The following is a 14,472-nucleotide window of genomic DNA, read 5'->3' as shown; positions in this document are numbered from 1 at the left end:
TACAGAACTTTTTGCATTTAACTTGTAAATTAGGAGCTCGTAACTCGAACCTGCCCGGCGCATAGATTATTGATTTCTTCTAGCTGCGCTGTGGTTTTGTCCTGGGCGAGTTGCAGTTGTAAATAGGCTTCGATATTGCTGTAGTGCACGCCTAAAACGAGTCCTTCGTTTTGGGCTACAAAGCGGCGGATGCGGCCTTCGTCGGCAAAGGGCAGGGCGATTTCAATATTATTCTGGGGCACGCTGACGATGTATTCGGCATCAAGCAGTGCGGTGGCGATGGCGTCGGTGTAAGCACGGGTGAGCCCGCCCGCGCCCAGCTTGATGCCGCCAAAATAGCGCACCACCACGCCTAATACGCCTTCTAAATGTTTGTGCTGCAAGACATTCATCATCGGCTTGGCTGCCGTGCCCGATGGCTCGCCATCGTCATTCATCCCCGATTCCCCTCCTGCCAGCAAAGCCCAGCAAACATGCCGCGCCTCGGGGTGTTGCTTCCAGTATCCATCGACCAGCGCCAATGCCTCAGCGCGTCCGCTTACGGGGTGGATATGCGCAATAAAGCGGCTTTTTTTAATGATGATTTCTGCGGAAACAGCAGTGGCAAGGGATGTAGTCATGGGGGCATTTTAACAGCAGGGGAGTGGGGAGTAGAGAGTAGGAGATCAAACTCCCCACTCTCTGCTCCCGATTCACCCATATCAAGGCTTCACAATCTCCAGCTTCCCGGCCACGCCACGGCCTTGCTGCTTGCTGTACATGCCTTCTGCGTAAGGTGCCGGGCTGGTGAATACGCCGGCGTGGGTGGCGCGCAGGCGGTAGATGAAGCTGGCGGCGTTTTTGCTGATGCCGCCGTAGAGCACGATTCTGTCGTCGCGCATATCGAGGTAATCTGGCCGCCAGTTGGATTGCTTTTCACCCAGCGGCGCTTGCCATGCCGGGCGTTGCACCGTTTCGCCGTCTCCCTCGCCTTCGCCCTCGATCACTTCTGGCGCTTCTTCCTTAGGCGATGGCACGATTTCTACGCCGCCGGGAAGCAGCTCGACAATCGCCATTTGTGATGCTGGCTGATCGGAGCGCAAACGCAGGCGGACTAAAAACTCTTCGCCTATTTTCACCTTGCCGATCACTTTACCGGCCAGATCCGTGTATTCACGGATTACTTCCACGCCTTGTTTAATGGCTGCACTTGGCGGGGTTTTATCAAAGCCCGATTCGCTGAGCAGATAAAAGCCGGGCAGAGCGCCTTCTTTGCCAAAGCGAACACGGTTGGCGCTAGCAGATAGCGCTGCGCTGTTTTCTAACCGTTTTATATCTAAACCAGTCACCTTGCCATTCTTATCCACCTCGGCCAGCGTAAATGTACCTGCATTGCTGCTATAGGCTTCCAGACCCAGCATCAAATAGGCAGCCGATAAGGAATGGTAGTTCTGGCTGCTGATGGCCTTGCCTAATTCGCTCAGCTCGCTATTCGACACGCTGCCCAGCTGCTCTTTAAAGTGGCGGGCCAGCAAATAGAGGCGCTGGGCGTCGTGCACGGTAGGGTCGTAATAGGTTTCGGCCTGATTATTCTTGCCGATCAAGCGCCACGGCACGGCTTTAAATAGTTTATTCGCCAGGGCATCTTGTTTGAGCAGCTTGTAGCTGGCGGCTAAGTAGGCGGCGGTCAGATCCTTCTGCCAGGTCTTGGCATGATGCGCATCCAGCTCCTGTTGCAAGGAGGCGATCATGCCGCTGGTCATGGTGCCCTGGCGGCTTAAAAGGTAAATCGCGTAGGCACGCTCTCTGGCCTCGGCCAGATTCTGGCTGCTGCCGGTGGCCAGTTGCTCCAGCCAGGCATTGCTTCTGGCCAGCATATCGCGGCTGACCGGCAGGCCGCGCTCTGAGGCTTCCAGCAGATAATGCACGGCGTACACCGAAGCAAAGCGCGAGATATCAGGATTGCTGGCCCAGAGGCCAAAGCTGCCATCGTCATTTTGCCGCTCGGCAAGAATCTGGATCAGCTTGCTAAACGCTGCCTGCGTTTTGGCTTTGTCCAAGTTTGGGAGCAGCAGGGCGGGGAAGCCCTTGCTAATGACCTGCTCGGTGCAGCTATAGCCATAGCCATCCAGGAAGCTGGCCAAACCCTGAGCCCAAACCAAGGGTGAACCCGCCACGCCAGCAATCACTTTGCGATGCTCGTTAAACAGCACACGGCTCAACGCGACTTCTTCGCTACTCTTATCAAATCGCCCGACGGTTAGCTTGGTGGAATAAGGCACGGCCGGGCGGATGCTGACGGCGTCTCGGGCTATGCCTTGCTTACCACCGCTGCTGGCCGTAAAGCGCAGCGAGCCAGAGCCGAGTACTGCGTTGGCTTTCAGGCGGTACTCTGCATTGGCCTCGCGCTGCCCGTCTATGCTCAGGTTTTGTAGCGCTGGCGAGATCAGCGTAAAGGCGGCATCGGCGTCCAGCTTCAGTTGCACTGCGGCCTTGCCCGGTGCGCGCAGATTATTAAACACGCCCACGCTAACGGTAAATTCATCGCCGGGGGCCAGTGCATAAGGCACGTTCGGGCTAAGGATTAAATCGCCACGCACCTGCGTGCCGCCTTCAAAGACGCCGATTTTATCCGCCGTTACCGCTACGGCCATCAGCCGCAATTTGCCGTTAAAGGTATCCGGCACGGTATAGCTCAGCGTTTTGCCCTGAGGCCCCATATCGATCAGCCCCGACCACCACGCCACAGCCGGTTGGCGTTTGCGTTTAAAGGGATTAAGGTGTTTGCCAAGCAGCCCTGCAGCGTCCCCGCCTGGCGCAGCACCCTGCATCAGGCGCGAGAATTCCGGCAGGATTAAGTCCAGAATCTGGCTGGTGCGTACATCTAAGGCGCGTTTCTGGAAGAAAAAATCCAGTGGTTGTGGCGTTTTATATCGCGCCACTTGCAAGATGCCTTCGTCCACCGCAAACACCACCACGCGGGCTTCTTGATTGCTGGATACTTTAAGCTCCAGTTTTTGCCCCGGTTTTACCTCTTTGGCGTTGGCGATTTTTACATCTAAGCGTCTGGCGTCTAAATTCACCGCAAAAGGCACTACGCCGTAGGAAAGTGGGCTCATATAGACTTCATCGCTGCTTGGGCTGCGGATAAATTGCACCGAGATATAACCATTGCCTTCAAAGTCTTTAGGTAGGGTGATTTTTTGCACCGAGCTGGTTGTGTCTGCTTTAAACCAAACATGGCTATAGACTTTATCGCGCTCTATGGTGATCAACCCAGCGCCGGTGTAAGGCGCGCGGATATTGATCTCTATCTCGTCGCCGGGTTTGTAGTCTTTTTTATTTAAGGTGAGCTGCAGCTCGGTATTGCGCTCTAAGGAGCGGGCAATATTGGCCGCGCCTACCACGGTGTATTCGATACGGTTTAGCTCTGCGCCATCCGGCCCCCTGACTACCAGCGCAAAATCACCCGGTTCGGCGGTAGGCAGTGTCAGATTGCTGCCGCTGGCGGGCAGGCTGAGCGGCTTGCTATCGCGGTTTATTTCTTTTTTGCGCGATTGATATTTGTAAGTTTCATCGGGTTGCTTCACCAGCACTGAAACATATTTTCGCTCTACCCAGCCGAGGGTGAGCTGCTCTGTGGCGATCGGTTTTAAATTGGGCGCAATTGCCAGCCAGTGCGCGGCACGTTTGGCATTGCGCTGGATATATCCCAGCTCGCCATCGCTTTTTACCCCGACTAAATAGGGGGCGGATGAAACCAGCACGGCGCTTTCTGCCGCCACACTGCGGCCAGAGCCGGATTCAAAAGCACGGGCAGTTAAATGCAGCTGATAGGTAGAGCGGGCAAAGCGCGCCAGATTCAGCGTCAGCTCGGCGTCCCCCTGATCGTTGCTGGTGGCCGATGGCAGCGCGTCTCTGAATGGTTCTTTCAACTGGCCCGCTTCGCTGAAGCGATATTGGGCAAAGGCCGCAAAGGCTGGCACGCTGGGCGTTAAAATCATTTCGCCTTCTACACGCCGCCCACCAGCCGGGCTGCCAAATAGGTGCATCACTTTTACATTGGCCTTGATGTCTTCGGGTTTAATCCAGCCTTCCACCGGCGCATTGCTCAGCGTGGCGTTGACCTTCATGCGGTCGGGTTCGAACTCTTTGATCTTGATGCTGCCACTGCCGATCTGATCGCCACGTTCCTTGCCTTTGAGCAGATAAACGCCAATTTGGTAATCGCCGCTGGGCGAGGTTTCGCTGCTGGCAAAATCAACGCTGTCAAAGCCGCTGGCAGATAGCTTGATTTTGTCTTTTTTAACCGTCTGCCCGCGCGGATCGGTGATTTCTATTTCCAGCGGCAGGCCTGCCAAAGAGCCTGCCCAGTTGGCGGTGCGGGTAATGCTGTGGATATGGGCGGTTTCGCCGGGGCGGTACATGCCTCGGTCTGAAAACACAAAGCTGCTGAGCTGTTGTGCTGAAACGGCATTGGCTACGCCGCCAATATCAAAGCGCGACAGATTCAGCTGTCTGTCGTAGCGGTTGATGGGCAGGAATGATACGTCCTCACCTTGTTTCACCAAATACATCAGCGGCGCTTTTTCGCGCGTTAAATCTTTAAGTGCAGGAAAATGAGCGCGGCCCAGCGCATCGGTCTGGCTGCTGGCCACGGTTTGCCCGTTGCGGCCGATCACCTCTACTGTGGCCGCAGCAACGGCTTCGCCGCTGGAGATCGATTGCACAAACACATCGTTGCTATTGTCCACCGATGTTTTAGCCAGCACACCTAAATCAGAAACCAGAATAAAGCGGCTGTCGCTGGGCTCGTCTTCACGGTTTTTAGGCGCTTTAGGATCAAAAGGCGTGAGTTTCAGCATAAACACGCCACGACGGTTGCCCGTTTTATCGGCCAGATAGCGGGTCAGATCAATGCTGTCGTAATAAGGCTTGCCGGGATCGGTTGCGGGTAGGGTGCGCTCTTCGGTAAAGCGCTCGACTAGGGTGTCTAAATACTGATCGGCGATTTCTGGTTTGGCAAAGTTGCCATTATTTTGGTCGACTAAATGATGCAGCTGATTTGGCAGCAAGCGGCCTACTTCGATGCGAACGCCGCTGAGGCCGCGCGCCACAAAAGCTACTTTTTTATCCGATGCCACAGAAAGCAGCGCGCCATTGGATAGCAGTTTGACCGCCTTGGGGTAAGGAGCCACCTGAAACACCTGTGTCATCACCTTGCCAGACTGATAGCCACCAAAGGCCTGCACACCGGCATCCACTTGTAAAAACACCGAGCGCCCAACGGGGGCGGAGAACTTCCAGCTATGTTGCGTGCCGTATTCTTCCTCCCCCGGCAGCGATTTTAGCGCTAGGGCATTGGTGAGTACTGCCTGCCCAACCTGGCTGGTACCCCATTGATACACGCCGCGCTGATCTTCCTTAGGCGTATTCGGTGGGTATTCCGGCAGCAGCCAGGCGCGTACTTTTCCTTTGAGCGCGGCTTCGGAAACCGGCACATTGCTGCTAAGCATTACCACCTGCTCCGGCTCGTAGCGCTCATTATCAGCCAGCAGCATCTGCACATTATCAAAGCGCAGGCTGTAGAGGCCGGGTACGCTGATTTTGCTGTCTAAATCTGCTTCCAGTTTATTGCCGCCCTGTGCGGCTTTGGTACCTTTTGCCAAGGTCAGCAGAATATCGCTGTCTTCTTTGGGAACAGTCAGCGGGGCGGAATGGATAAAGGCATTGAGCCTGGTTTTATCAAAGCTGATTGAATAGGGAGGGACTTTATCGCTTTGAAAGCTCACTCCGCTGCCAAGCTTCAGACTAATGTTTTTCTGAATGCCGGCAGGGTCTACCGGATGGCTAAAGTGTAAGGTAGCAACCAGCTTTTTAAGGTTGGCATCCCGTGGGTCTTGGTAAAAGCGCGATTCGGCCATGTCGGCGGCAAAGGGTGCGGTCTTGAAAGCAAAGCTGTATTCCTCCAGCTTTACGCTCTCGGCAAAGAGATTTTTCTTCGCGAGCGAGACTTCAAATTCGGCATCAATTGGCCAGTCGGCCTTGGGGTAGAAAACCAGTTTTCTATCGCCTTCCCAGGCCCAGTTTCCGGCCAGAGCAGGGGATAGCTGCACGCCATCGCCAGCGGGTTTATCAATTTGTTTGAGGGGAGCGGCAGATTCGCTGAATTCCACCACCAGCGGCAAGGGTTGCGGCCGGTCTTTTTCATCATAAGGCGTGAGCTCTGGGGCCGTGACCACATAGCCTACCCGCTGTGGTTTGGGCTGAGCCTGATACCAGCGCCAGCCCATTGTTCCACCCGTTGCCATCAAGGCAAAAGCCAGCGTCGCAATCCCTGCTTGCTTCGGCTTGGCCCGCATCCAGCAGATGCCTGCCTTCAGCCATAGTGCCAGCTTCTTAAACCAAACTGGTGCCTGCCAGTTCAGCTTGCCAAACAGTAACGTTAAAACCCAGGAAACCCCGCGAGACAACAATAGGAAGGCGGGCAAGCAAATCTGCATGGCTTTATTCATTATGGTGCTCGGTCAGGATTTTTCAGGGTGCGTATTTAATGTAAGAGTTGTGTATTTCTCTCTCTGGCATTGTAAGAGTTAATTGGTAGTGGTGCTTGGTAAAAAGTAAGTGATTTTTTTGGAAGGCCCGTATGTATTAAGTGCCCCCTAAAACTGCAGATTACATTTCACTTTGCTAATGAAGCCGTCTGTTCCTGCCAAACGGTAATCTGCCTTTCTGCCGTTTTAATCCATTAGCTATGGCGGCATACTAGGCTTTTTCCTGTACAGCGTGATAAAGGTTGGGGATGAAAAACATACTGATTATATTACTGCTGTTATTATTTATCATTTATCTGGGGATTGATTATTTTAATCAAAATATGATTTTTTATTTCAGCAGTGACGGGGATAGCTGGGAATGGAGTAGCAGTGGTGCTGATATATTGATTGCGGTTCCATTATTGTTGATTATCGGCGCAATTTTATTTTTTGTTTTTTCCGGATTGGCTGTGTTTATTCTGGCAATTGGCCTGTTTGCCGTATTGGTCTGTCTGTTGCCTGCATTAGTTTCATCCGCCGTACCTGCATTGATGGTGTATTTGATTTATCTGCTGATTCGTAAAGTGAAGAGCGTGTAGGGGATGGATTTGTTATCAGCCCAAAGTTTCTTTGTTGAAATAGATATTGGATTGATAGCAGATAAATTAATTATTTTTTACGCTTAATCGTCTGGCGATGGTCAATTAAATAAAAATATATAAGATCAAAATCAGGAAGAATTGAGCCTGGTGCGGCAGAAAAAATAATAAGGTGTGTTGGAATTGTTGTGTTTTTAATCTTTTTCAGAGCAGATACCGCGTAGATGTAGCCTGAAGGGATATGCGCTATGAACATGTTTTATCTTTGCTTTTATATGGTTTGGATTAAGTTTGGCATCGCTGTTATATATTTATTTTCTGGGCTCGATAAAATTTTATAGCCTACTGTTAATTACCAGGCAAAAAAAGAGCGCACAGTGTGCGCTCTCGCGGCTTTAAAGCATAGCGATTTAAGCGGTCAGTGCCAGCAGTTTTACAAAGGCTTCGTCAAATTGCTTCAGGCCCTCGACTTGTAGCTGCTCGCCTTGCAGGTTGTAGTTAATATCCAGCTTACGCAGTGCGGCCATATTGGCAATAGCTTGTTCTGTTTCTGTTTCCAAAGTCAGTGCAGCTACGCCGTGATCGCGGAATAAGTCCAGTGTTGCATCGGGCACAGTGTTGACGGTTTCAGGGCCGATCAGATCTGCCACGTACATCACATCGCTATAGGCCTTGTTTTTTGTGCCGGTAGAGGCCCAAAGCATACGTTGCGGGTTTGCACCCAGTGCTTTCAGTGCTGCAAAGCGTGTGCCGTGGAAGAGCTTTTTGTAATGCTGGTAGGAAATTTTTACAAATGATTTGGCGATTTTACCACGCAGTGCCAGCGCTTCGGGTGTGCCAATTTCTTCCAGCTGCGGATCAATCAGGCTGTCTACACGGGAGAGGAAGACCGATGCAACGGCATGAACGCGATCAACCGGCAAGCCGGCGGCCGTGCGGGCTTCAAGGCCGCGGATATAGGCGGTCAGCACTTCGTCAACGTGTTTGAGGTTAAACATCAGCGTGACATTGATATTCAGGCCGGAGGCGATCAGCTCTTCAATGGCGATGATCCCTGCGGAGGTAGCAGGTACTTTAATCATCAGATTAGGGCGGTCAATCGCAGCCCAGAGGCGTTTTGCGTTGGCAATGGTGCCAATGGCGTCGTGCGATAGCGTCGGGGATACTTCCAGCGATACATAGCCATCTTTACCGTTGGTTTCGTCGTAGATCGCACGGGTTACATCGCAGGCGGCTTTCAAATCAGGGATGACCAGTGCTTCGTAGCGCTGCTCGGCAGTTAAATCTTGTTTTTTTAATTCTGCCAAGTCGCCGGTATAAAGCGGATCAGAGCTGATTGATTTAAAGAAAATCGCCGGGTTGGATGTTACCCCCATAATGCTGTCTTCTTTCAGAATCTTGGCAAGCTCGCCAGATTGAATCAGACCACGCGATAAATTATCCAGCCAGATACTTTGACCTAGGGGTTTAATAGCAGCGATTTTGCTCATGGATGAACGCCTCAGTTAGAGATAGGAAAGGTTGATACTCGGGGTAAATTATCCCCTATCCCTTCACCTTACGCATGTGTGATCGCTCAATAATAGTGAATATTTTTTTGCATGGAAGGGGTATTGACAGGGGAGCAATTATAAATTGCCTAGGGGCCGCTTTTGCAATGTTTTTGGCATGTTGGTTTTAAGGGAAGGCTTAATCCCTGCGCCACAGGCCGTGATAAACGGCAGGCTACCGGGTTTGATATTCAGGCCTCGCAAAGCCGTGAAACAGAGTTTAGTATTTTTGTGGTTTTCGGATAGCCGAGCGCCTTGGGGGGACATCTCTGGCTTATCTCACGCTTGGTTCAAGTTTACCAAATAAGGTGTATTGGCAAATTTCAGGCTGCCTTGCTATTTCAATGGAATGGTAAGTGGTATACCTTGCAAAGTCTAACTATGTTCATAATTACACCGTCCAATCTTTGAAAGCAATATCGGCAATCATAAAGTTTCATGTAATATAGAAAATCTACTGTAAGCTTTTGGTTTGCTATGAACGTTGATCTGCTTGCCTCTTTTGCCTCTGCATTTAATCAGGATCAGCGCCTTATCTCTCTGCAATTAGGTTGATGATGCAGTATGGGGTGAGCAGTTATTGCCCCAGCGCGTAACAGGCAGCGAGGGGATCAATAAGGCATACAGCTATCAGATCGATTGCTTATCCCCCGATAGTGCTTTAGAGCTTAAATCACTACTGGGTTTGCCAGTCGTTCTATCTATTGAAAATGCGAATGGCGAGGCGATTGAGCGTTGCGGGGTCATTAGCCAGGCGCAATTACTAGGCTCCGATGGCGGCTTTGCAAAGTACGCGCTGACGGTAGAGCCGCCGTTTGCCTTACTCCGCTACCGCCGCACTTCCCGCGTGTTCCAGGATTTATCCGTCCCCGACATTGTGAAACAGGTACTGGCTGAGCATCAGGGCAAAAATCCGGTGTTTGCCTCGGTGCAAATGCTGGATTTCAAACTCTCCGGCACGCATTCACCGCGATCCTATTGCTTACAATACCGCGAATCCGATTTCGATTTTCTGACACGATTATTAGCAGAGGAAGGCTTAGCCTGGTTATTTAATCATTTGCCGGGCGATAGTCCTCAGGTTCAGTTGCTTGTGTTTGATGATGCTTTTGCAATTGCGGAAGCGGCAGATCCATTTGTTAGATTTCACAGAGCTGACGCCACGGAAGAGAGCGATACTCTGACTGAATGGCAGAGCCAGCGGCAAATCGGCAGCAGCAGCGTGTCTTTGGCCAGCTTTGATTACAAAGCTACCAGCACCAACGAAAGTTTTGATGAAAGTAGCATCGATCAGGGTGATGGCGGCCAGCAGCTGCAGGTAAGCTTCGAAGATTACGACCCCCAATCGCTCTATTACGCCAGCGACGCGGAAGGCTTAAGCCACTACGCACAATTGCGTCAGCAGGCAATGGACGCGCAAAAGAAATCCTTTACCGGCTCTGGTACTTTACGCAGCTTGCAGGCCGGGCAGTGGTTCCGCCTGGAAGATCATCCCGCCCACGAATGGGATAGCGCCGAGCAACGTGAATTTGCCGTTACCGAGCTAAAATTCACCGCCAATAATAATTTGCCCGCTGATTTAACCCAGCAACTTGGCTTAGTCGCGCCCGGCTTACTCGCAGGAGCGGCTTTAGCCGCGAATAATCCCCCTTATCAAGCTAATTTCACCGCCCAAAGGCGCGGCCAGCCGACCGTGCCCGCTTTTGCCCATATCGAACACAGCAAGCCCAAAAGCTTTGGCGTGCAAACCGCCACCGTGGTGGGCCCTGCCGGATCAGAAGTCCACACCGATGAGCAAGGGCGCATAAAAATAGAATTCCACTGGCAGCGTACGGCTGAGCACCCTGAGTTTGGCGCAAACATGGATGACAAGTCATCCTGCTGGGTGCGCGTCTCCATGCCAAGTGCCGGTGCAGGTTTTGGGTATCAGTTCATCCCGCGCATCGGTCAGGAAGTTTTGGTCGACTTTATCGAAGGCGATATCGACCGCCCGATTGTCACTGGCGTGGTCCATAACGGTAGCCATCCTGTACCCACATTCAGCGGCGCAGGCGCTTTGCCTGCCAATAAAACGTTATCCGGTATCAAGACCAAAGAACATGAAGGTGGGCAATACGGCGAGCTGCTGTTTGATGATAGCAAGGGCGAAGTCCGAACCAAGCTATCCAGCGAGCATGGTAAAACCCAGCTGAACCTCGGCTATCTGATCCACCCGCGTACCGACGGTAAAGGTGAGCCACGCGGCGAAGGCTTTGAGCTGCGCAGCGACAAACAAGGTGCTATTCGCGCCAGCGGCTTGCTGATCAGTACGGAAGCCAAAGGCGGTGCAAGCGGCAAGCAGCTAGAGCGCAGCCCCGCTCAAAGCCAACTTGAGTCAGCTTTAGCGTTAGCCCAAAGTCTAGGTGAAACGGCAACGAATCAACTTGCCGATACAATCGAAACTGGCGACGACGATAAAACCATCAAGCCTGACAACAGCGCAGGCAGTAAAGCCACTATTGGCCATCTGTATCATCACGTCTATGCAAGTAAAAGCTTTGAAGCAGGTAGCAACACCGATAAAGACGGCAAGAGTAAATCGAAAGGCCAAGCTGGCCAGCAAAAAATCATCTTGCTACATGGCGAGGACGGCGTAGCTATTACCAGCCCACAAAGCCAAACGATCGCCGCAGGCACAAACCTTGATCTAGTTGCCCAAAGAGACACCAACCAAACCTCTGGCCGCCGCTGGATACATAATGTCGGCCAGCACATCAGCCTGTTTGTAGCGGGAGTAAAAGATAAAGTCGCACTAAAACTGATCGCAGCCAAAGGCAAAATCCAGCTACAAGCACAAAGTGACGATATTGAAATCACCGCCGATAAAAACGTAAAAATCACGGCATGCAAAGAAAAAGTAGAAATTACTGCTGGTGATGAAGTGCTCTTTACAGCGGGCGGTGGCTATATCCGCCTGAAAGGTGGCAATATAGAGATTCATTGTCCAGGGGAAGTGAGTATTAAGGGTGGTAGTCATGAGTTGAGCGGGCCTGCTAGCTTAAAACCAGCACTGCCAAATATGCCTAAAAGTAAATTCACTCCGCCCAATTCATTCCCATTTTCTGAATAATTAATACTGGCAAACATCTATGATCATTAGTCCTCCTTTACTTAAAACAGCTCAGGGTAATCAATCCGATGAGGACTGGTTAAAAGGGCTGATGCCTTTTGAATCCAAGGGCAATTATCCAATTAGCAGCTTATTAGCTTGGCACGGTGGCCAACATATTGAGCACACGGATACGGGAACAAGGGGCGAGCCTGTACGTGCAATTGCAGATGGTAAAGTGATGTTTGCCCGCAAGCCTTCGCCTTTAACGGGAGAAAATGCAAAGCCTGATCTCGCGATTAATGGTGGTAGTAGTGATGGCTGTGCCATTATTAAACACAGCACTGAAATTGGAGAAGGCCTTGAGGGGCAAGTGGAGTATTACTCCATCTATATGCATCTGAAACAGGTGTTTGTTCAAAAGAATCAACCCGTATATCGTAAAACTGAATTGGGCTCTGTCGGCCAGTGTAATAGCAACAATGCCATGCACATGGAAATAATTTGTGATGACGATAATTTAAAAAAATTAGTAGGTCGTGAGAAAGGGAATTTAGATTTAAGTAAAGATGGCCGTATGGATGTTGTTTATGGGGATATGCACTTTTATCTTCCTGCGGGAGCAACATTTTATGGGGCACAGCCTAGTGCAAATTCACAAACAGGGGCTGGCACGCCAGCCTATATCTCCACGACACCACTATTTATCTCAATGCGCTTTGAAAAAGGCAATTGTAAAATGTCAACGCGGCAAGAAAATCCAGAAATTTTGGGTGAATATACCTGCATTGGCAATGAAATAATTGAGACCGACTATGAATACAATTTATATAAAGCTGCGACAACACTAGCCAATCGTAATGAGATTGCGTCGAGTGCTATGTATGAATTACTTCGTTTTGGTCGAGTCATTAATATTGATAATGAAACAGCGATTCCTGCTGGAGCAGCTCCGCATTGGAGAAGAGTCAATTATCCAGACGGGCAAGGCTGGGTGAATTTAAATGCCGTATCAATTAAAAAATATAGTGACGCAGATTTCCCTCACTGGATGGGGTGGAATTTAATTGCTGATGATGCAACACCAGATAGCCAATGTAATTCGCCTACCTTATTAGGATGGCTGGATAGCGATGGTGACAAGAAATATACCAGCAAAGAGTTAGTGCAAGTTTTGGGGCAGGATAAAGTAAAAGAGAGACTTTCACGTTCAATCTGCAAATTTCCTACTGAATGGGAAGTTGCAACGCTCAATACAAGATATGAATGGATAAAAACGGAAAGTGATTTATTGGAAACACCTTTAGATACAGATCAGTATGAAAATTTTATAAAGCTAATAACTGCTTTATGCTTTTGGGCAGAGGCAGATTTAGGAATTACAGCTGATCATTGGCACTTTCATCCAAGAGAGTTTATTGGTCATTTCAGGAAATGCGGATGGTTAAGTCCTAATGAACTTATTCAAACAATACCTATTACTGTAAAAAAGCTATCAGAAACAACATTTCGTTCCGAAAATATAGGGAGCAATACTGCTATTCAAACAAGAGTAAATAGATGGGGGAGGCATCTAAACATAGTCCTAAGAAAATATTCTATAGATAACACAATACGTCGTGTTTTTTTCTTTGCAAATGTATGGGAAGAAACTGGATACTTGAGATTGATGGTTGAGGGCAATGGCTCTCAGGCTTCATACGCTCCTTGGTACGGGCGTGGGTTAATACAACTAACTCACTTATCAAACTACCAATCATATGGGAACTACAGAGGATTTGTTACAAGACAAATAACAGGGCAATTTAGCGCACTTGGATGGGATCCAGAGCAACTCATTGCTGAAAATGATCATAATTGTATTGATACTGCAGTGTTTTGGGTAAACCCATCAGCATCGGCTATTGGAAGGAATATTTTAATTGAAGCTGATAGAGGGTTTTCAATAGATGTAGCATTACAAACTGCTCGTGGAACGAATGGCAATGTTTCAATTGAGAAGCTAAACGGTTTGGATGGAAGGTTGCAAGTTGCTTACTACCTTAAATACATTTTATTAGAGGACATCCCTTTACAAGATTTTGAAGTATTGACGTTTACATGGCGAAGAAGTAGTGTAAAGACAGGTCAGCGAGTTGTTCGTGGGCAAGTCAAGCGTGTCTTTGAAACTGGAAATCACTCCATTAATGTGGACATATTAGCTCGTAGGCCATTATGACAAAAATATCAATTTTCTTAATTTTTCTTCCTCTTTTTGCTAATGCGTGCCCATCAGAAGATCAAATGCGGCAATCCATTTTTTCTGATCTTTTTTTAGATAATGATGTTGTATATTATGTGTGTGCTGAAAATAAAAACTGTGATTTAGAGAAATTCAAAAGTAAGTTGCAAGTTTCGCCAGCAAATTTTAATAATTCACCTAAAGGCAACATTGAAGCCTTACTTGTAGAACCAATCAATAAATATAGACAATACTTCTCAGCAGTCTATTTTAAAGATAAGTGCACATATCGTCTGGTTTTTTATCCAGATGTGACTTTAAGTGGAATTTCAATTCTAAAAAAATCTTACAATGGTGTCCGTTTAATAAGGACAGTTGAAATCGAATCAAATGCTAAATGGCAAGAGTTTGAGTATGGATACAGTAAAAAATCAAAAAACTTTATTCTACTAAAAAAACGACTTAAAAATATTGAATAGTTAATATAACCACCCTAAAA

7 protein-coding genes are annotated in these 14,472 nt (G+C 49.3%); 4 read left to right on the top strand and 3 right to left on the bottom strand.

Going from position 1 to position 14,472, the window contains the following annotated elements; genetic code table 11:
• Positions 1–29: 29 nt before the first annotated feature.
• Positions 30–620 carry an IMPACT family protein gene (locus EJO50_RS10740; RefSeq protein ID WP_125974056.1) on the bottom strand — a complete coding sequence of 197 codons (591 nt, stop codon included), beginning with the start codon at positions 618–620 and terminating at the stop codon, positions 30–32.
• Between the two features lie 81 nt (positions 621–701).
• Positions 702–6,494, bottom strand: a complete 5,793-nt coding sequence (locus tag EJO50_RS10735; RefSeq protein ID WP_206434376.1) for an alpha-2-macroglobulin family protein — start codon at positions 6,492–6,494, stop codon at positions 702–704.
• Positions 6,495–6,781: 287 nt separating this feature from the next.
• Here EJO50_RS10735 and EJO50_RS10730 point away from each other — a divergent pair, with 287 nt between their 5' ends.
• On the top strand, positions 6,782–7,114 hold the full coding sequence (locus EJO50_RS10730; RefSeq protein WP_125974054.1) for a hypothetical protein: 333 nt from the start codon (positions 6,782–6,784) through the stop codon (positions 7,112–7,114).
• A gap of 410 nt (positions 7,115–7,524) precedes the next feature.
• Here the strand turns inward: EJO50_RS10730 and tal are convergent, their stop codons facing one another.
• Positions 7,525–8,604 (bottom strand): transaldolase, encoded by a 1,080-nt coding sequence (gene tal, locus EJO50_RS10725; protein WP_125974052.1) that lies wholly within the window; start codon positions 8,602–8,604, stop codon positions 7,525–7,527.
• A gap of 640 nt (positions 8,605–9,244) precedes the next feature.
• Here tal and EJO50_RS10720 point away from each other — a divergent pair.
• From EJO50_RS10720 to EJO50_RS10710, 3 genes are read left to right on the top strand one after another with little or no spacing between them, the layout of a single operon-like run.
• Positions 9,245–11,773 (top strand): type VI secretion system Vgr family protein, encoded by a 2,529-nt coding sequence (locus EJO50_RS10720; protein ID WP_308418399.1) that lies wholly within the window; start codon positions 9,245–9,247, stop codon positions 11,771–11,773.
• Between the two features lie 19 nt (positions 11,774–11,792).
• The gene (locus EJO50_RS10715) at positions 11,793–13,970 is read left to right on the top strand and encodes a M23 family metallopeptidase (RefSeq protein WP_125974050.1); all 2,178 of its coding nucleotides are present in this window, start codon (positions 11,793–11,795) and stop codon (positions 13,968–13,970) included.
• Complete coding sequence (locus EJO50_RS10710; protein ID WP_164521490.1) at positions 13,967–14,452, top strand: hypothetical protein; 486 nt, start codon at positions 13,967–13,969, stop codon at positions 14,450–14,452. The genes EJO50_RS10715 and EJO50_RS10710 overlap by 4 nt, the downstream gene beginning before the upstream one ends.
• The last annotated feature ends 20 nt before the right edge of the window (positions 14,453–14,472 follow it).

The organism is Iodobacter ciconiae, from assembly GCF_003952345.1.
GTDB classification, from domain to species: Bacteria; Pseudomonadota; Gammaproteobacteria; order Burkholderiales; family Chitinibacteraceae; genus Iodobacter; species Iodobacter ciconiae.
Note: the sequence above shows the minus strand (reverse complement) of the source record. Positions and strands in the feature narration are given on the sequence as shown.

Excerpts from the sequence above, each read along its gene's own strand:
- EJO50_RS10740 (WP_125974056.1), bottom strand. The coding sequence starts at position 620 with ATGACTACATCCCTTGCCACTGCTGTTTCCGCAGAAATCATCATTAAA.
- EJO50_RS10735 (WP_206434376.1), bottom strand. The coding sequence starts at position 6,494 with ATGAATAAAGCCATGCAGATTTGCTTGCCCGCCTTCCTATTGTTGTCT.
- EJO50_RS10730 (WP_125974054.1), top strand. The coding sequence starts at position 6,782 with ATGAAAAACATACTGATTATATTACTGCTGTTATTATTTATCATTTAT.
- tal (WP_125974052.1), bottom strand. The coding sequence starts at position 8,604 with ATGAGCAAAATCGCTGCTATTAAACCCCTAGGTCAAAGTATCTGGCTG.
- EJO50_RS10715 (WP_125974050.1), top strand. The coding sequence starts at position 11,793 with ATGATCATTAGTCCTCCTTTACTTAAAACAGCTCAGGGTAATCAATCC.
- EJO50_RS10710 (WP_164521490.1), top strand. The coding sequence starts at position 13,967 with ATGACAAAAATATCAATTTTCTTAATTTTTCTTCCTCTTTTTGCTAAT.